Origin of the sequence: Flavobacterium alkalisoli (genome assembly GCF_008000935.1) — a bacterium.
Classification (GTDB): domain Bacteria; phylum Bacteroidota; class Bacteroidia; order Flavobacteriales; family Flavobacteriaceae; genus Flavobacterium; species Flavobacterium alkalisoli.
On sequence record NZ_CP042831.1, the window covers coordinates 266,014 to 286,004 of the forward strand.

15 protein-coding genes are annotated in these 19,991 nt (G+C 36.9%); 10 read left to right on the forward strand and 5 right to left on the reverse strand.

Annotation, left to right across the window (positions count from 1 at the left end):
- Positions 1-13: 13 nt before the first annotated feature.
- From porL to topA, 4 genes are all read right to left on the reverse strand, one after another.
- Positions 14-646, reverse strand: coding sequence for a type IX secretion system motor protein PorL/GldL (gene porL / locus FUA48_RS01000; RefSeq protein WP_147581700.1), 633 nt, complete (start codon positions 644-646; stop codon positions 14-16).
- A gap of 62 nt (positions 647-708) precedes the next feature.
- Positions 709-2,088, reverse strand: a complete 1,380-nt coding sequence (porK, locus tag FUA48_RS01005) for a T9SS ring complex lipoprotein PorK/GldK (RefSeq protein ID WP_147581701.1) — start codon at positions 2,086-2,088, stop codon at positions 709-711.
- A gap of 162 nt (positions 2,089-2,250) precedes the next feature.
- Positions 2,251-3,402, reverse strand: a complete 1,152-nt coding sequence (locus FUA48_RS01010) for a formimidoylglutamase (RefSeq protein WP_147581702.1) — start codon at positions 3,400-3,402, stop codon at positions 2,251-2,253.
- A gap of 3 nt (positions 3,403-3,405) precedes the next feature.
- A complete protein-coding gene (gene topA, locus FUA48_RS01015) occupies positions 3,406-5,901 on the reverse strand; it encodes a type I DNA topoisomerase (protein ID WP_147581703.1) in 2,496 nt (831 codons plus the stop codon).
- Positions 5,902-6,129: 228 nt separating this feature from the next.
- Between topA and FUA48_RS01020 the strand changes: the two genes are divergently transcribed.
- The 10 genes from FUA48_RS01020 (at position 6,130) to FUA48_RS01065 (ending at position 18,646) form a co-directional block, all read left to right on the forward strand.
- Positions 6,130-6,840, forward strand: coding sequence for a hypothetical protein (locus FUA48_RS01020; protein WP_147581704.1), 711 nt, complete (start codon positions 6,130-6,132; stop codon positions 6,838-6,840).
- Between the two features lie 74 nt (positions 6,841-6,914).
- On the forward strand, positions 6,915-8,363 hold the full coding sequence (gene miaB / locus FUA48_RS01025) for a tRNA (N6-isopentenyl adenosine(37)-C2)-methylthiotransferase MiaB (protein WP_147581705.1): 1,449 nt from the start codon (positions 6,915-6,917) through the stop codon (positions 8,361-8,363).
- Between the two features lie 71 nt (positions 8,364-8,434).
- A complete protein-coding gene (locus tag FUA48_RS01030; RefSeq protein ID WP_147581706.1) occupies positions 8,435-9,721 on the forward strand; it encodes a sigma-54 interaction domain-containing protein in 1,287 nt (428 codons plus the stop codon).
- A 13-nt stretch (positions 9,722-9,734) separates the two neighbouring features.
- On the forward strand, positions 9,735-10,241 hold the full coding sequence (locus FUA48_RS01035) for an LptE family protein (RefSeq protein WP_147581707.1): 507 nt from the start codon (positions 9,735-9,737) through the stop codon (positions 10,239-10,241).
- A 22-nt stretch (positions 10,242-10,263) separates the two neighbouring features.
- A complete protein-coding gene (locus tag FUA48_RS01040; protein WP_147581708.1) occupies positions 10,264-11,286 on the forward strand; it encodes a tetratricopeptide repeat protein in 1,023 nt (340 codons plus the stop codon).
- Entirely contained in the window at positions 11,279-11,653 is a 375-nt protein-coding gene (gene secG / locus FUA48_RS01045) for a preprotein translocase subunit SecG (protein ID WP_147581709.1), read from the forward strand. The genes FUA48_RS01040 and secG overlap by 8 nt, the downstream gene beginning before the upstream one ends.
- Before the next feature lie 147 nt (positions 11,654-11,800).
- Positions 11,801-12,076: a co-chaperone GroES gene (locus FUA48_RS01050; RefSeq protein WP_035135923.1), complete on the forward strand. Its 276-nt coding sequence runs from the start codon at positions 11,801-11,803 to the stop codon at positions 12,074-12,076.
- A gap of 42 nt (positions 12,077-12,118) precedes the next feature.
- Positions 12,119-13,750, forward strand: a complete 1,632-nt coding sequence (gene groL / locus FUA48_RS01055) for a chaperonin GroEL (protein WP_147581710.1) — start codon at positions 12,119-12,121, stop codon at positions 13,748-13,750.
- A 127-nt stretch (positions 13,751-13,877) separates the two neighbouring features.
- Positions 13,878-16,253: a hypothetical protein gene (locus FUA48_RS01060; protein WP_147581711.1), complete on the forward strand. Its 2,376-nt coding sequence runs from the start codon at positions 13,878-13,880 to the stop codon at positions 16,251-16,253.
- Between the two features lie 44 nt (positions 16,254-16,297).
- Positions 16,298-18,646: a hypothetical protein gene (locus FUA48_RS01065; RefSeq protein ID WP_147581712.1), complete on the forward strand. Its 2,349-nt coding sequence runs from the start codon at positions 16,298-16,300 to the stop codon at positions 18,644-18,646.
- A gap of 38 nt (positions 18,647-18,684) precedes the next feature.
- Here the strand turns inward: FUA48_RS01065 and FUA48_RS01070 are convergent, their stop codons facing one another.
- Positions 18,685-19,983 (reverse strand): hypothetical protein, encoded by a 1,299-nt coding sequence (locus FUA48_RS01070; RefSeq protein ID WP_147581713.1) that lies wholly within the window; start codon positions 19,981-19,983, stop codon positions 18,685-18,687.
- Positions 19,984-19,991: the final 8 nt, after the last annotated feature.

The following is a 19,991-nucleotide window of genomic DNA, read 5'->3' on the forward strand; positions in this document are numbered from 1 at the left end:
ACTAATCAGTCAATTAGCCTCTGTTACCCATAGCAGAAAGCATTCCGCCATAAACATTGTTTAATGAAGCAATGTTTTGAGTCATTGTCTGCATTTGTTGTTTTAGCTGAGCTGCGTTATCAGCAATCTCTTTGTTAGCTTCAGCGTTACGAGAAGCGCTCTCTAACTGAACTTTATAAAGACTGTTTAAAGACTCCATTTGAGCAGCAGCCATAGACATTTCTTCGCTGTATTTCTTTTGAGAAGCAATTGAATCTACTGTTGGAGAAATTCCTTTAGCAGCTGATTCGAAGTTTCTGATGCTGTTACCTAAGCTAGACATTAACTCTCCGTCAATTTTAGCTTCTTTTAACAGGTTATCAAGTTTTTGAGAAAGTAATCCCTGAGCATCTTTCGGATCTTCTTTTTTGTCTTTTTTCTTAGCTTCTCCACCAGCTAATTCCGGGTAAACTAACGACCAGTCAAGTTCTTTATCTACCGGATCGAAAGCTGACAAACCAAAAATTAACGCCTCAGTACTTAAACCAACAATAAGCATCTCAGAAGCTCCTGGCCAGTGCATTAATTTGAAAAGTGCTCCGATGATTACAACTGCCGCCCCCATACCATAGGCGAAATTCATAACTTTTTTAGGTAGTGCCATAATAAAATAATTTTTAGTTTTTAGTTAAGTTAATCAATAAATATTCAAGTTATCAAAATTGGTTCTTAGTTCATAGTATTTGAAGTATTCTGAGTACCCATGTAATCCTGTACTGTTCTGAAACCGATAAAGCTTCTTGCAGAATCCGCATACTCATAATCTCTTGTACTAACCTGAAGGAAGTAAGCAACATCCTTCCATGATCCTCCACGGATTACTTTACGTTGGTTTTGGTGATCTGTTACGTTAGGGTTCATTGTAGATACATACTCATAAGATGAAGCATCGTATGAAGAGTCTGTCCACTCAGAAACGTTACCAGCCATATTGTAAAGATTATAATCGTTTGGATCGTAAGATTTAGCTTCTACAGTGTAAAGTGCACCGTCTGCAGCGTAGTCACCTCTGTTAGGCTTAAAGTTAGCAAGGAAACACCCTCTGTCACCTTTAGCATAAGGACCACCCCAAGGGAATGTAGCAGACTCAAGACCACCTCTTGCAGCATACTCCCATTCAGCCTCTGTAGGTAAACGGAAAGAGTTTACAAACTGTCTTCCTTTATCTTTTTGGTAAGCATTCTTGTTAAGCGTTCTCCAAGCACAAAATGCTTTTGCCTGTTCCCAGGTAACACCCACTACAGGATACTCTCCGTAAGCCTGATGCCAGAAATAATCATTATGCATCGGCTCATTATAAGAATAAGCAAAGTCTTTAATCCATACCGTAGTATCAGGATAAACCTCTACCTTCTCTTTTATAAGATATTTACTTCTTTTAGACCTTGAGTTTTTAGACTTATCTTTTGCTGCAGCCTGAATATCCATCCACGAATAAGCAAACACAAGCTTAGATACATCAATAGTCCTTAAACCATTGTATGATTCAGAAGCCGGCAGGTACATAGAGTCCATAACTTCCACATAATACTCATCTGGGTATTTTTGCGGATCGTCGATAAGCTTAACTTTATGGTTAAGTTTTCTACCAGCAAACGGATCATCATCAGTACCCATGCTATAATAATTATCATACATATACTGATCGTAAGGAGATTTCTCTTCTGTAGACTGATCTAAAAACGCATACTCGCCAATACCACCACTACCAGGTGTCTGACCCATTTCTTCTGCCAAAATAGCAAGTCTTGTTCTGATAGTAGAATCTTTAACCCATTCTACAAACTGACGGTATTCACTATTGGTAATCTCTGTTTCATCCATGTAAAACGAACGAACAGTTACAGTCTTAGTAGGAGCATCCTGTACATTAGCCAAATCGTCGTCCGATTTACCCATAATGTAAGCACCTCCAGGAACCAAAGTCATACCATACGGCTTTTCAGGCCTCCACTTTTTTCCTCTAACACCTACTAGCTCTCCGCGGTCGCTAGAACCACAGCTAATTAAAAATGATAAAGTTGCTGTTAATGCAATGAACTTCTTCATATAAAATTGGGTTATTAATGTAATTCTATTTTTTAAGGGCGTAAACCTATTTATTTATTTTCAAAAAAACAATTTTTTTATTAAAAAAACCTAAACAAAAAGTAATCTCCCGATAACTTTAAGAAAATATAGAGAATTCTCAGTTATTTTATAACATTACTGCTAAATAATGTTTTTTCTCTGAGCCTTCCACCACCTTTCAGGAATCTCATTGTTACACGCTCCCATATAATCTTCATGCGTACAAGGTAACAACGTATTTCTCTTTAATTTATTGTTAACATGAGACACATGGGGTATCTCAATCCACCACCTGTCTGTCCTGTCGCTCTTATAAAAAATCAACTCCTCATCTTCCAGGGGAACTATATATTTAAGGTACTGTTCTTTACTTCCAAAAGGATACTCATTAGATCTGTAATGATACCCTTCAATAAAATACCAAAGTACCTGAGCTATTAAAACGGACTCCTGCCTGGAATTATTGTGATTAAACACTCCAAACGAAGTTACCTTATCACTTATCCCTGCGTAGCGTGCTAAAATACAAATTTCTTTTCCATCAAAACCATTTGGGATAAATTTAACATAATTCCCCGAATCGCTCGATTTTACTGCTGTCATATCAACAGAAACTATATCAGCATCTCTAAAAACAGGTTCGGCTATGGTAGAATTATTACAAATCTCACCTAATCTGTAAGCGTCAAAATACAATTTTTCAATCAAATCTATTTCTTCTTGCGAGTTATAATAGGTTTGATATCCAATATTACTAAAATTAAAAAGATTATTGGGTTCTTCTACGATTATTTTAGTCAGATAGGACGAAGCCGTTAAGCCCTCATTTTCAGTACCAAAATCAAATTTACTGTCAATAGACACTAAATTCACCATCTGTTCAAGCTTGTCATACCCCCTGTATAACGCATAAGTTAAGTCCTGAGACCCTCCTACAACAACAGGAATTATTCTTTTTTTTACAAGTTCGTCTACCAGATTTTTTACTACATAGTAAGTATCTTCCGGAGTATCACCTGCAGCAACATCACCTAAATCAACTATATTCATATCCCAGTTACCCGGAAAAAGGCTGTAAAACTGCCTTCTTACATGATCCAGAGACACATGCTCTTTTCTCTCGTCTACCCCCCTGTTTTCTAAAACCCCTATAAGCGCTATAGCCGCCTTATCAAGATCAGGAAAGACTTCAGTTGTATGGATACTGATTTTCCTGCCCAGAGACTGTACAGGAAGCTCACTTACAAACTCCAGTAATTCTATCTCTACAGGTTCTAAAAAATCAAATACCATATTTTATTTCTTTTTTGTTTTTGCTGTTGTTTTCTTTTTAGCTGCAGTTTTTTTAGCAGGAGCTTTTTCTTCAATCATTGCCTTAACCTGCTCAAGCGTAAGCTTAGAGGCATCAACATCTTTATTAAGCTCAATTTTGGTTTTTCCTTTAAGTATAACCGATCTCCCCCAACGGGCTTTCTCTACTTTTATACCTTCGTCTTCCCAGTTATGTATAACCTTGTCTTTATCCTTTTGCAGCTTATCCTCTATAAGCTCTGTTATATCAGCCTGAGAAAGGTTATCAAAATTATACTTTTTGTTCACATTGATAAACATTCCGTTCCATTTAATAAACGGCCCGAAACGCCCTACTCCTTTTTGAACCGGTTCGTTCTTATAAGTACCTATAGGAGCATCAGCCTGTTCTTTTTCCGCTATCAGTTTTCCCGCAACATCAAAAGTCACATCCATAGGATCCATACCTTTTGGTAACGAAATAAATGTTTTTCCAAATCGAACGTAAGGACCAAAACGGCCATTATTTACCTCAACCTCTTCTCCTTTATAAGTACCAAGTGATTTAGGCAGCATGAATAAGCCTAAAGCTTCTTCAAGAGTAATATTACCAATATTCTGTTCCGGTAAAAGGCTTGCAAACTGTTTCTCTTCATCTTCTGCATCGCCAATTTGAGCCATCGGACCAAATTTACCCAAACGCACACTTACCTGTTTCCCTGATTCAGGATGAACACCAAGAATACGCTCACCGGACTCCCTGTCTGCATTCTTCTCAACATCCTTAACCGTTGGATGAAAATGACTATAAAAATCATTCATCATTTTGGTCCAGTCTTCATTACCCGAAGCAATTTCGTCAAAATCCTGCTCTACTTTAGCGGTAAAGTTATAATCAAGAATAGTTTCGAAATGACTTACAAGGAAATCATTTACAATCATCCCTATATCGGTAGGCACTAACTTACCTTTATCTGAACCGAAATTTTCTTTAAGCTGCTGTTCTGCAACAGAACCTTCTTTTAAGGTAAGCTGTGCATATTTTCTTTCCTGCCCTTCAAAACTTCCTTTTTCAACATAATTTCTGCTGATAATGGTAGAAATGGTAGGCGCATAAGTTGACGGACGACCAATACCAAGTTCTTCTAGTTTCTTAACCAAAGCCGCTTCTGTATAACGGGCAGGCGGTCTTGAAAAACGTTCGGTTGCCGTAATATAATTATTAGTCAGTTTTTCGTTTAGTCGTAATGCAGGCAGCATACCCTCCTGTTCTACATCCTCATCATCATTTCCTTCAAGGTATACTTTTAAGAAACCTTCAAACAGCAACACCTCTCCTGATGCTGCAAAAACTTCTTTATGATTATTAGCATCTATCCTAACATTGGTACGTTCAAGCTGTGCATCACTCATTTGAGAAGCCACGGTTCTTTTCCATATCAAATCATAAAGCCTTGCCTGATCCCTGTCTAAACTAACCGTATGACGGGCCATATCTGTAGGACGTATAGCCTCGTGAGCCTCCTGCGCACCTTTACTTTTTGTAGCGTAGTTTCTGGGCCTACTGAATTCCTTACCGTATGATTTTGTAATTTCTGCCTCGGCAGCTGTCATTGCTTCCTGAGAAAGGTTAACACTATCCGTTCTCATATAAGTAATAAGTCCGGCCTCATACAGGCGCTGTGCCAGCATCATGGTAACACCTACCGGAAAATACAGCTTTCTTGCCGCTTCCTGCTGTAGTGTAGATGTAGTAAACGGTGCCGCTGGTGATTTTTTTGCCGGTTTTGTTTCCAAATCCGACACCTTATATATAGAACCTATATTTTTATTAAGGAAATCCTGCGCTTCCTGTTTTGTATTAAAGTTTTTAGGTAGTCTTGCCTTAAATGCTTTTCCTGCCTCGTTTACAAACTCGGCAGTTATTGAGTAAGAACCCTCTGCCTTAAAGTTTTGTATCTCTCTTTCACGCTCAACAATTAAACGTACCGAAACCGATTGTACACGACCGGCAGATAAACCGCTTTTTACTTTTTTCCAAAGTACCGGAGAAAGTTCATAACCTACTAATCGGTCAAGCACCCTTCTTGCCTGCTGTGCATTTACAAGGTCATAATTAATACCTCTTGGGTTTTCGATAGCCTTTTGTATCGCTGTTTTGGTAATTTCATGAAAAACAATACGCTTGGTTTTGTTTTTGTCAAGTTTCAGTTCTTCCGCCAAGTGCCATGCAATAGCCTCCCCTTCACGGTCCTCATCACTTGCCAGCCAAACTGTCTCTGCAGATTTAGAAAGATCCCTGAGTTTTTTTACCAAAGCCCTTTTGTCGGAAGAAACTTCATATTTTGGCTTAAAGCCATTCTCAACATCTACCCCTATCTCTTTAGATGGTAAATCGGCTATGTGTCCATAACTCGACTCCACCTGGTAGTCTTTTCCTAAAAATTTTTCAATGGTTTTTGCCTTTGCAGGCGACTCAACAATCACTAAATTCTTTGCCATATTTGCTCTCCTTTGTGTCGCAAAAGTATAGGATTTTTTTAAATATTGAATTTTGAAGGTTTCAAATTCACGTTTTTACATCCAAAAAATATCATAAAAGCAACATAATTGTTTCTAAAAAAAGCTAAAACACCTCATACTGCCGGCATCACAATATTTGTGTTGTTTAAAAAGCTTAACTTTATTATCTTTAAGTCTTTACACAAACAATCTGTTAAAAAATAAGCTATGAGAAAACTCAACCTTAAACTTTTATTACCCTATAATTGGGCACATATAAGAAAAATTAAAGTTTATGATGATAAAAAGAGACTTCTTACTAAAATAATGCATGGTGAAGAGCCTGAAATTGAAATTCCTGACGACAGCAAACAGGTTATTATAAAACTTGATTTCTACAAATCGGTCATTACAATTCCACAAGGGGAAAATCTACACCTTATATTATTTATGGATTTTAGGGATCGCTTCCCTATTAAATATTTTGACACCCTTAAAAGAAAATGCCTCACCGGAAAATTTGTAACTCAGGAAGAGTTTGAAGATTTCAGTTTAAGTTTTTATGCGAATGCACATAAATGGATACATAAAACAGAAGTAGACAAGGGCTCTTTGTTTTTAGGATTCTTACTATCGGCAGGATTAACGGTTATGAGCGTGGTAGAGCAAAATAATCCGTATCAGGATATTATTTTCATGATAGGCCTGGCCAGCTTCTTCTCCTTATTAGCAATACAGATTGAAAACCATAAAATCCTCCTTTATGATTACAAAAGCAGGATGATAGCCTCAGGCGCCGCTTTTATGTTGGGCAGTATCTTTTTACAATCATCATTCCCTTTAATTGTCTTATTTATACTGTTTAGCCTCACATTTTTATTAAAATCCATACATAGCATAGGCCAGTTATACCGCAAAGTAAATTTAGGCAAAGACTAATATGCCAACTTGTCATATTTTACAAATTAAATAGTATCTTTGCCAATTCAAAAAAGCACTACAGTAGCGAATTTATGGAAAAGATTATTGAAGAGAACAAACAGGGGCAAAGCCTTGTTTTAGAGCAGAAAGACGGAAACAGCAAAAAACTCTTTATTGAAAGCTATGGCTGCCAGATGAATTTTTCTGACAGTGAGATTGTTGCATCTATTCTTGCCAATGAAGGTTATAACACCACTCAAAACCTTGAGGAGGCCGATTTGGTATTGGTTAATACCTGCTCCATTCGTGATAAGGCAGAGCAAACTGTGCGTAAAAGACTTGATCAGTACAACGCTATAAAAAAAATAAACCCCGGGATGAAGGTAGGTGTGCTTGGATGTATGGCCGAACGCCTTAAAAGCAAATTCCTGGAGGAAGAAAAAATTGTAGATATGGTTGTAGGCCCTGATGCCTATAAAGACCTGCCTAATCTTTTAAAAGAGGTTGACGAAGGACGCGATGCCATAAACGTTATCCTGTCTAAAGAGGAAACCTATGGTGATATTGCACCTGTTCGCCTTAACAGTAATGGTGTAACTGCTTTTGTTTCCATAACACGCGGTTGTGATAATATGTGTACTTTTTGTGTAGTACCGTTTACACGTGGCCGCGAAAGAAGCCGTGATCCGCAAAGCATCATGGAAGAGATTACTTCGTTATATGAAAAAGGCTTTAAAGAAGTTACTCTTCTTGGTCAAAACGTAGACAGTTACCTATGGTACGGCGGCGGACTTAAGAAAGATTTTGAAAAAGCCAGCGAAATGCAAAAGGCTACTGCGGTAGACTTTGCTCAGCTTTTAGATATGGTTGCAAGAACCTTCCCTAAAATGCGTTTCCGTTTCAGCACTTCAAACCCACAGGACATGCACCTTGAGGTAATTGAAGTAATGGCTAAACACCACAATATATGTAAATACATTCACCTGCCTGTACAAAGCGGAAGCACACGTGTACTTGAAGCAATGAATCGTCAGCATACCCGTGAGGAATACATGGAACTTGTAGATAATATATACCGCATTATACCTGAAATTTCACTTTCACAGGATATGATAGCCGGTTTCCCAACTGAGACCGAAGAAGACCATCAGGACACGCTAAGCTTAATGGAACACTGTAAGTACGACTTCGGGTTTATGTTTGCTTATTCTGAGCGTCCGGGAACATTAGCCGCAAGAAAACTGGAAGATGATATACCTGCAGAAGTTAAAAACCGCCGACTAACGGAAATCATTAACCTGCAGCAAAAAATGGCCCTTGAAAGAACACAGCGTTTTATAGGCCAAACTGTAGAAGTACTTATAGAAAAAGAATCTAAAAGATCTAACGAACACTGGAGCGGCCGTAACTCACAAAACACCATGGTAGTATTCCCTAAAGAAGGAAAATACAAGCCCGGTGATTTTGTAAACGTAAAAATTACAGACTGTACGTCTGCAACATTAATTGGTGATGCAGTAGGTTACAGCGAGATGCAGTAGTTAAAGCCATAAATTTTATCGGCAATTATTAATTATCAAATAATTTGTTCAATTAGTGGCAAACAACAAAGATGGAAAACGTACAAGCCATAAAACAACGATTTGAGATTATAGGGAACGACCCTAAGCTTAACCGCGCCATAGAAAAAGCCATACAGGTAGCCCCTACCGATATTTCGGTACTTATTACCGGTGAGAGTGGTGTTGGTAAAGAAAATATGCCAAGAATTATTCATGCCCTGTCGCACAGAAAGCATGGAAAATATATTGCCGTAAACTGCGGTGCAATACCTGAAGGAACTATAGACAGTGAGCTTTTTGGTCATGAGAAAGGCGCCTTTACCGGAGCTACCTCAACCCGTGAGGGTTATTTTGAAGTAGCCGACGGAGGAACCATTTTCCTTGATGAAGTAGGCGAATTGCCGCTTACCACACAGGTCAGGTTACTGCGTGTACTGGAAAACGGCGAGTTTATAAAAGTAGGTTCATCTCAGGTTCAAAAAACAAATGTGCGTATCGTGGCAGCAACAAACGTTAATATGTTTGAAGCCATTGAAAAAGGAAAATTCAGGGAAGACCTTTATTACCGTTTAAGCACGGTTGAAATTATGCTCCCTCCCCTACGCGAGCGCAAGGATGACATTCACCTTCTGTTCAGGAAATTTTCTTCCGATTTTGCACACAAATACAAAATGCCTCCTATAAAGCTTGATGATGATGCGGTACAGTTATTGTTACGATATCGCTGGAGCGGAAACATCAGGCAACTTAGAAATATCGCCGAACAAATATCGGTACTGGAAACAACTAGGGAAATATCTCTAGCCACGCTTCGCTCTTATTTACCGGAAGAAGGTACAAACCTGCCAGCCGTAGTGCGCGATAAAAAACCTGAAAGTGACTTTAGTAACGAAAGGGAAATTTTATACAAAGTGCTTTTTGATATGAAAAGCGACCTTAATGACCTCAAAAAACTTACTATGGAGCTTATGCAAAACGGCAACACAAGTAAGGTTCAGGAATCGAATAAAGGATTAATACAAAGAATATACGGAAATCCTGCCGAGGAAAACGGACACAGTTTTGAAGACAGGCCTTCAGCAGTTATCCCAAGTCCGAAAATCACTCATGCCGAACCGGTTATTGAACATCACCTTGATGATGAAGACGATGATGATGATAACTACCTTTTTGCCGAAACCGTTGAAGAGGAAGAAACCTTAAGGCTGGATGAAAAAGAAATTGAACTGATTAAAAAAGCCCTGGAACGCAACAAAGGTAAACGTAAGGCAGCAGCCGATGAACTTGGTATATCCGAAAGGACACTTTACAGAAAAATTAAACAATACGACCTTTAATCATAAAAGGATAATGAGATATTTTAAAATATTACTGGTTTTTATTTTAGCCCTAACCCTGCACGGCTGCAAGTATTATAACTTTACAGGAAGATCTGGCAGCATAAATGCCAAGACTTTTCAGGTAAATTATTTTCAGAATAATGCTGAAGTTGTTGAACCGGGTATTGAACTGACTTTTACCAGAAGACTACAGGATCTGATACAAAATCAGACTAACCTTACCCTAACTAATGCAGGTGGTGACCTTGTTTATGAAGGTGAGATTACACAATATCGCATATCGCCCATGACAGCTACTGCCGATCAGCGTGCAGCTCAAAACAGGCTTAGTATTACTATAAATGTAAGGTTTACAAATAAGAATAACGAAGACGACGATTTTGAAAAGCCTTTCAGTTTTTTCTATGATTATAGTGGTGATGCCCTTCCTACAGGATCGGTACTAAATGCAGCTTTAGATGAAATTTTTGAAAGGATAACCCAGGACATCTTTAACGAGTCGCTGGCTAAATGGTAATTGAGATTAGAGTAAAACAGAATTGAACACAAAAGACTATACATACCTGCTAAATAAGCCTTATAGTATAACCGACAGGCAAACTATGGAACTGGAAAGCATTTTATATGAATTCCCGTTTCTGCAAAGTGCGCGTGCCATTCATTTAAAAGGGCTTTACAATCAGGATAGCTTTCGATACAATATGGAGCTCAAAAAAACTGCAGCCCATACTAACGATCGTTCTGTTTTATTTGACTTTATAACTTCGGAGAATTTCCAAAGCATCCAGAAAGATTATCTACAGGAAAAAGAAAAGGCTATTGAGGAAATAACCGTTAAAGAAACAGAAACGGTTACACCAAAACCCGAACAACCAGTAATTTCTCCTGCTGACAGACTGGAACGCTCTATAAAACAAACTATAGAAGAAGCCGAAGAAAACCAAAAGGAAGAAGAAGTTCCTGTAATTGTTGCTTCCCCTGTTTTTACTCCTTCTGAAAAAGAAGAAGAAAAAGAAACAGATGACATTTTTACGGAACCTGCAAGAACTGAAACCGAAGAAAAGCTTGAAATAGGCAAACCTCTTGATTTTGACAATTCTGAAAAACACTCTTTCCAGGAATGGTTACAGCTTTCTAAATTAACTCCAATAAAAAGAGAAGAAACACAGGAAGCAGAAACTGAGTCCGAAATTGAGCCTAGCGAGAATATAATTGAAGATAAAAAAGATGAAGTTATTGAGGAAACTACAGATAACAACGACGATTCTTTAAGCAAAAAACTGGAACTTATTGATAAATTTATTGAGTCGAGCCCAAAGATAATACCGACTAAAGGCATAGCTCCACCCCCTGCAAACATTGAAAGAAGCAGTCGTGACAGCTCATTACTTATGACGGAGACACTTGCACGTGTATACCTTGAACAGAAAAAATATCAGAAAGCAATTCAGGCTTATGAAATTTTAATTTTGAAATATCCGGAAAAAAGTGTTTTCTTTGCAGACCGTATATCGGATATAAAGATTTTACAACAAAATAATAATACTAATAACAATGTTTGATTTTTCAATTTTCCTGGTACTTATAGTAATAGTAAGTTTCCTTTTGGTTGTGGTAATTATGGTACAAAATCCTAAAGGAGGAGGATTATCATCTTCACTTGGAGGAACTCAAATGATGGGTGGTGTACAAAAGACAACAGATTTCCTTGACAAAAGTACATGGACACTTGCTACTGCTCTTGTTATATTAATTTTATTATCAACATTAAGCTTTGGCAGCAACTCAGCAACTCAGGACAGTCTTATAGACGAGTCTACTTTACCTGCACCGGCAGCTACTACAGTTCCGGCAACAGAAAATGCAACTCCTGAAGCTCCTGCCAATACGGCAACTCCTGCTCCTGCAGAAGAAGGCGCTCAAGAATAATAATATTACAATATTCTATAAAAAATGCCAGCCTGTCAGTGCTGGCATTTTTTATTGGTAAAAATTTGTCAGTTTCATGTATTGGCACAATTTCTGAAAAAATCAATACGTTGAATTTTTAAACATTAATAACAAATATTAAATCATATGGCTTTAAACATTAAACCACTTTCAGATCGAGTTCTTATTGAGCCTGTGGCTGCAGAAACTCAAACAGCTTCGGGAATCTTTATCCCTGACACTGCTAAAGAAAAACCTCAAAAAGGTATTGTAGTAGCCGTAGGTAACGGAACTAAAGACCACGACATGACAGTAAAAGTTGGAGATACTGTTTTATATGGTAAATATGCCGGTACAGAATTGAAATTTGAAGGTAAGGATTACCTTATCATGAAAGAGGAGGAAATTTTTGCAGTAATCTAATTCAGTTTAATATTTAAAAAAAACATATAACGAAATACAACCATGGCAAAAGAGATAAAATTTGATATAGAGGCACGCGACGGTTTAAAACGTGGTGTGGATGCATTAGCAAACGCAGTAAAAGTAACATTAGGCCCTAAAGGACGTAATGTAATTATAAGCAAATCATTTGGCGGACCAACAGTTACTAAAGATGGTGTATCTGTAGCTAAAGAAGTAGAGCTTGAAGACGCTCTTGAAAACATGGGAGCACAAATGGTTAAGGAAGTTGCTTCTAAAACTAACGATTTAGCAGGTGACGGTACTACAACCGCAACTGTACTAGCTCAGGCAATCGTAAAAGAAGGTCTTAAAAACGTAGCTGCAGGTGCTAACCCTATGGATCTTAAAAGAGGTATAGACAAAGCTGTTGAAGCTATTGTAAATAACCTTGCAGAACAAACTAAAGAAGTAGGAACTTCTACAGACAAAATAAAACAGGTAGCTTCAATATCTGCAAATAATGACGATGCAATTGGCGAACTTATCGCAACTGCATTTGGCAAAGTAGGTAAAGAAGGTGTTATTACTGTAGAGGAAGCTAAAGGTACTGATACTTATGTAGACGTTGTAGAAGGTATGCAGTTTGACAGAGGTTACCTTTCTGCTTACTTTGTAACAAATTCTGAAAAAATGGAGGCTGAACTTGAAAGGCCATACATTTTACTATATGACAAAAAAGTTTCTTCAATGAAAGACCTGCTTCCTGTACTTGAGCCAGTGGCACAATCAGGAAAACCACTTCTTATCATTGCTGAAGATGTAGATGGCGAAGCACTTGCTACTCTTGTAGTAAACAAACTTAGAGGTGCGCTTAAAATTGCTGCTGTTAAAGCTCCTGGCTTTGGAGACAGAAGAAAAGCACTTCTTGAAGATATCGCCATCCTAACAGGAGGTACCGTAATTGCAGAAGAAAGAGGTTATACGCTTGAAAACGCTACTCTTGATATGCTAGGTACTTGTGAAAAAGTAACTATCGACAAAGACAATACTACTATCGTAAACGGTGCAGGTGATGCGGAAAACATTAAAAATCGTGTTAACCAGATTAAAGCACAAATGGAGTCTACAACTTCTGATTACGACAGAGAGAAACTTCAGGAACGTCTTGCTAAATTAGCAGGTGGTGTGGCAGTACTTTATGTAGGTGCAGCATCTGAAGTAGAAATGAAAGAGAAAAAAGACAGAGTTGACGATGCATTACATGCAACAAGAGCTGCTGTTGAAGAAGGTATCGTAGCAGGTGGTGGTGTAGCTTTACTAAGAGCTAAAAAAGTACTTGCTAACATTAACGCTGAAAACGGAGACGAAGCTACAGGTATACAAATTGTTTCGCGCGCTGTAGAGGCTCCTCTTAGAACAATTGTAGAAAACGCAGGTCTTGAAGGATCGGTAGTGGTTGCTAAAGTTGCCGAAGGAAATAATGACTTTGGTTACAACGCTAAAACCGACGAGTATGTAGATATGCTTTCTGCAGGTATCATAGACCCTAAAAAAGTAACACGTGTTGCTCTTGAAAATGCAGCTTCAGTAGCTGGTATGATTCTTACAACAGAGTGTGCTTTAATAGATATTAAAGAAGAAAATGCCGGAGGCGGAATGCCAATGGGAGGCGGAATGCCTGGTATGATGTAATAACATCTTAACCATAACGTTATAAAAAGGAGCTCAAAAGAGCTCCTTTTTTAGCTTTAATGCTTTTTAAAACTTTTTAAAAAAGTATATATTCGCAAAAAAACAATCTAACAATACACACCTTGCTATGAAAAAAACAACAAAAACTATTTTAACTGTCTTTCTCCTGGCTTTTAGCCTTGTAGCTTTTGCCCAGCAGGACAAAAAGCAGCAAATAAGCAAAGCCATAGAAGATTATTTTTTTCTGGAACGTGAAAACATTTATGTGCATTTTGACAAAAATGTATTTCTCTCCAATGAAAAAATATGGTTTAAAGGATATGTATACCATAAAAAACTGGGCATCCCTTTCTACTCCTGCGTTAATATTTTTGCCAACCTTATAGATTCTGACGGAAATATTCTTGAGAGCAAACTTTTGTGCGGTAACCTGGGTAATTTTTCGGGAGGCTTTAAACTTAACAGCAACTATAAATCGGGTAAATACTATGTTCAGTTCTATACTAACTGGATGAATAACTTTACTGAAGACGAATCCTCTGTATACGACGTTACCATAATTAATCCAAGTACAGGAATTCCTAATTCTTTAAGTAAAAATGCTGAAGCAGAAGTTACAATAGAGCTTAAACCGGAAAGTGGCGTTTTACTTAACGATTGTCACAACAATATAGGCGTACATGTAACAGGATGTGACAACACTCCTCTTAATGTGAAAGAAGTTTCTGTAGTAAATGAAAAAGGGGAAACAATTAAAAAGATTTCATTAAACGACCTTGGGTATGGCAAATTTGATATTGTTGCCAGTAACAAAAACAACCTTAAAGTAGTTGCCACCATAAACGGTACTACTCACGAACAGGTATTACCTCCGCTTCAGGCAGAAGGCATAACCATGGAAGCCAACAGTTATACAATGGCCGACAAGACCTTTATTAAACTGAGGACAAACAGCTTTACTTACAAAAAAATTGAGAACAAGCCATTATACCTAACGGTACAAAAGGATGACAAAACCTATATAGTAGAACTTGTTTTTAACGACAACAAGCTGGAACTAACTGCACAGCTGGAAAACAAAGAACTATTTACAGGGGTTAACACCGTAAGGCTTATTGATGATAATTTAAATCAGATTGCAGAACGCTTAATATATATTTATCCTGATACGGTTGTAAGTTCGCAGCTTAACAAGATAAGTGATGACAACGGAACTATAGAGTTTAAAGGAAAAGTCAATAATCCGTATATGAACCTTAGTATCTCAGTCTTACCGGCAGATACAAAAAGCTTAACTGCAAAAGAGGATATTTATGGCGAGTTACTGTTGTCTCCCTACATTGAAGGACATCCTAAAACGATAGCCAGAGAATACCTTAACAGCATATCCAGATCTAATAAGTTTGAAATGGATCTTTACCTCATAAACAAAAGCAGTAAATACTTATGGAATAACATTCTTAACAATCCTCCAAAAGAAAACTACACTTTTGACATAGGTATTAATATAAAAGGAACAGTAAACCAAAAACTAAAAGGAAACGGTTACAGATTAAAAGTAAGCTCATACACCGGCATGCTTGATGAAAGAATAGGCTTAAATGAAAAGAATGAATTTAATTTAAAGCATCTTGTTGTACCTGATTCCTGTAAACTTAGATTTACTTTACTAAAAAGAGGAGAACAGCCTAAAGACATTTTACTAAAACCGGAAGTTTTAAACAACAACAGGAAATTCAACAAACCTTTTACTCCTGCTAAAGTTTCCTGTATAGATTATAGTGGTGACAACACAGATCTTGCTGATTTTGAACTACCAAAATACATAACAAAAACAGTTATGCTGGAAGAGGTTAAAATTGAAGGAAAATCTAACAAGCTGAAATATGGTACTGTGGCAGGAAACGGGCTTTTAAGAGGATATAAAATAACCGAAGGAGACACTAAAAGTTATTTCTATATACTGGATATGATTCGTTACCATGGTTTTGATGTATCTAACAAAAATGGAGAGGTTAGTATAACAGGGCGTACAGCGACTACCATAAACGGACAAAAAACCAAGCCAAGGGTTTATGTAGACAATGTATATTTAATGTCTTTTGATGTTCTTGATATGGTCTATACTGAAGATGTAGACGAATTTTACATCAATGCGCATGCACCTGTTCCCGGAGTAGACAATGAAATGGGTATTATTAAAATTTACATGAAAAAAGACTTTTCATACAGAAATAAACCAACTGCCGATTTAAGTTTCCTGCTAAAAGACGGTTTTGACAGAGTTGAACCTTTCAAAAATTCTGAATACACCTCAACTTATGATGATAAAGGTTTTGAAAACTTTGGTATCATAGACTGGCATCCAAACATCATGACAGATGAAACCGGAGAATTCAGCTTTAGCATCCCTAAGCTTTATTTCGGACAGGTTAAAGTACTTATAGAAGGATTTGGAGCAAACGGAAAAATAATCTCAGAAGTAAAAACTATTAATCTATAATATAAAAGGCATCAGTATCATGATGCCTTTTTTTATTCTCAATTATGAAAAAACTTCTATCATTAATATCGCTTACCTGTTTCTTATCATTCCATATTACTTATGGACAAGAAAATAAAATTCAGGAAATAGTATCAGTCGTAAAAAATTATTATTCCCTTGAGAGGGAAAATATACATGTACATCTAAACAAAAGTATTTTTATAGCAAATGAAAATATTTGGTTTAAAGGGTATATTTACTATAGTAAAAAAAACACCCCTTTTTTTTCTACCACAAATATTTTTGCACTCCTTAAAAATTCTGAGAATGAAACTTTAGTGTCAAAATTGCTGTATGGTAGTGCGGGAAGCTTTGAAGGTAGTTTCGAGCTTCCGGAAAATCTTAATTCAGGTATTTATTATTTACAGTTTTACACAAACTGGATGAATAATTTTAGCGAAGATCAATCTGCTATTTATAAAATTGAGGTAATTAACCCTAACAGTCCGGGCAAGAGCACTGCTAATGATACAGAAGTTAAAATAAATGTATATCCTGAAGGAGGCGTTTTTCTTAAAAACAAAACCAACACGCTGGGTGTTTCTGTAAAAGGCTGCAAAAACCAGCCACTACCTATTACCGAAGTTTTGCTGTACAATAACAATGAAACAATACAAACCATACCACTGGATAAAAACGGATTCGGTAAGTTTGAATATTATGCTCTTGAAGAAAAGTCGACAGACTCATTGAGTGTAATTCTTTCTGATAAAACTTATACGGTAGCCTTACCTGAAGCACAAGAAAAGGGTATAACACTAAAACTAACTAACAAGGCAAATTCCAACAAGACTTTACTTGAATTAAAAACAAACAAAAACACCTATAATGAAATACAAAACAGTCCTATTTATATATTAATCCATAAAGACGAAAATGCCTTTATACTTGAAACTAAGTTTACCGATAATATAACAGATCAGGAACTGGTTATAATTGATGATTACTTATTTAGCGGACTAAACACAATAAGAATACTAGACAGTAATTTAAACGAAGTGGCCCAACGGCTCTTATATAAAGATTTTGAAAATAGCACTCCTGTAAAAATTACACAATCCGGAAAAGAAAATGGTGATATATTATTTTCCGGTGAAACTGCGGCAAATGCCAATTTAAGTATTACCGTGCTTCCTTCGCAAACTAAAAGCCTTAGCAATAATAGTATACTTAATGACTTTATGTTATCTCCTTATATTCAAAACTATTACGACATAAATACTTTTGAGTATTTTAATAACGATACTAAACCTAATGAAAATCTGGATCAATATTTACTTTGCAGCAAGAGTAAGTATAAATGGCAAAGTATAAAACAAAACCCTCCAAAAGAAAAATACTCTTTTGATATTGGCTTAAAAATAAAAGGTGTTATTAATCAAAACTTAAAAGAAGGAAAGAGCTATATAGTAAGACTTACCTCATATGATGCGCTGATAGAAGAAAAAACTGAAGTCATAAATAAAAACGAGTTTTATTTTGACAACCTAATATTAGCCGATTCCTGCAAACTTAATTTTGAGCTCTTGGAAAATGGTAAGAGTATAACTCCAAAATTATATGTAAACACATTGAACAATACTTCAAAGTATAACAAAGAATATATTCCTGAAGATAGTACTTGCTATAGTTCCGGCAATGTTAGCTCTCCTGATGATTTTCCTGATATAGAAAAAGAAACAATAAGACTTAAAGAGGTTGTTATTGAAACAAAAAGAGAAAAGCTGCAATATGCCAATACACTAGGCAATGGTCAGTTAAGGGGATATAAAATTACCAAGGCAGAAAGCGTAGGCTTCCCTACTGTCCTGGATTTGATACGCTACGAAGGATATGAAGTAAGAAACCGGCCGGATAGTGCCGTGGCTGTTTATGGCCGATGGGGAAATACCATTAACGGTATGAAAAGCTCTCCCGATGTATATCTTGACAATTTCCGCCTTATGAAACTGGATATATTAAGGGATATACTTACCAGCGAAGTAGATGAGTTTTACATTAATAAACATATGTCTGCACCAACTGTACAAAACAGAATAGGAATTATAAAAATATACCGTAAAAAACAGCCATTTAACGAGACCAAGGAGAGGCCTTTATTTAATTATACAGTTGAAGATGGATTTGAAAAGATAAGTCCTTTTAAAAATACAACATATACATCCGGTTACAACGGAATAGGTTTCCGTAATTACGGATTGATTCATTGGCTACCTACAATAATAAGTGATGAGAACGGAAAATTTAATTTTAGTATTCAGCTAATATACAAAGGTGAAGTTAAGATAATTATTAAAGGGGTTACACCTGAAGGCAAAATAATTTCGGAAGTAAAAACAATTAATTTATAGCAAATAAAAAAGGCTGAGTATATACCCAGCCTTTTTTATTAGTTAAACAACACCTGAAGCTGGGCTATAACACCACCTTCAGATCCTGTTTTATTACCATCAGTAGTATATACCGGCCAGTTTTGATAAGCAACCGTAAGTTTTGCCACATTACCGTCTAAAAGCCAGTTAACACCGGCATCAAAAAAGTTCATGGCATCATTAAGCCTGTCATAATTGGCATGCTGTAAAGACACATAAGGCATAAGGGTAGTTTTACCTATAAGGTTATCCTTAAACTTATATCCAGCCTGAGCATATATTACTGTACCTGTACCATACATAGGGAAACTGTTACCTCCCCCGTTAAGCATCGCGGGGTTATTGATTCCGTTTGTCGGATTCATAGGACCTCCGTTGCGGGTATAATTCTTCCCGAAGTCATAACTGGTTACATTACCATAAAAACTTACTGCCTGACCGTTGGCTCCTATTGGTGCATCATAAAACACATCTCCGGCAAAATGTACCATATTGCTTTTCTCTATATCATCTGTATCTGTAAGCATCCACATAGCATCTTTTTGATAGATAAACCCGGCACCTATATTAAATACCCTTTTCTTTCCCTGATAGGTTCCTACCATATAAGGCGTCATATTAGACTCCTGATACAGAAACTGATATTGAAAATATCCGTTCCACTGCATCTCGGCAGGATCCATAGAAAAAGTAGTCCTGTTTTGAACAGCCGGTGAGTTGTTTACCTCCAATGGGTCAGCCATTTGTAAACGATAATCAAGCTTACCTATTTTACCTTTGGCAAACACCGAAAGTTTTCTTAAAAACTGGTCGTTTACATCATTAGTAGTCTGTAAAAATAAAGGAGCATCTATTCCTAATATCGAACCTACTGAAGGTGATGAAAAACGTGATAATCCACTCCACCCTGAAAGCCCCACACCTAATGACAATGCTTTTTTATCTATCGCATATTCACCATAGGCATCATGAACAAAAAAGCCCAGTTTCCTTTCAGAAATTGTATTAAAATTATTTTCACCAAACTGACTGTAAGCAAATACCCTGTCTGTTAACTGACCGTACATCTGGATACGATAACGGCGTATACCTATATCAGTACCCTTATCTTTCTGGACACCATTTATGGTACTCCCCGGATTATAATCTATAGATCTTAACCAGGCTTGGGTCATAAAAGTAAACTTCACATAATTACTGCCGTCTTCGTTAAGATATAGCTTTCTGTCTTTAAAAAAGTCCTGTGCCTCTAACTGTTGAGGCAAAATAATAGCTGTTAGCCCTAAAAAGGCCAATGCATATTTAAGCTTTTTCATTCGGTGAT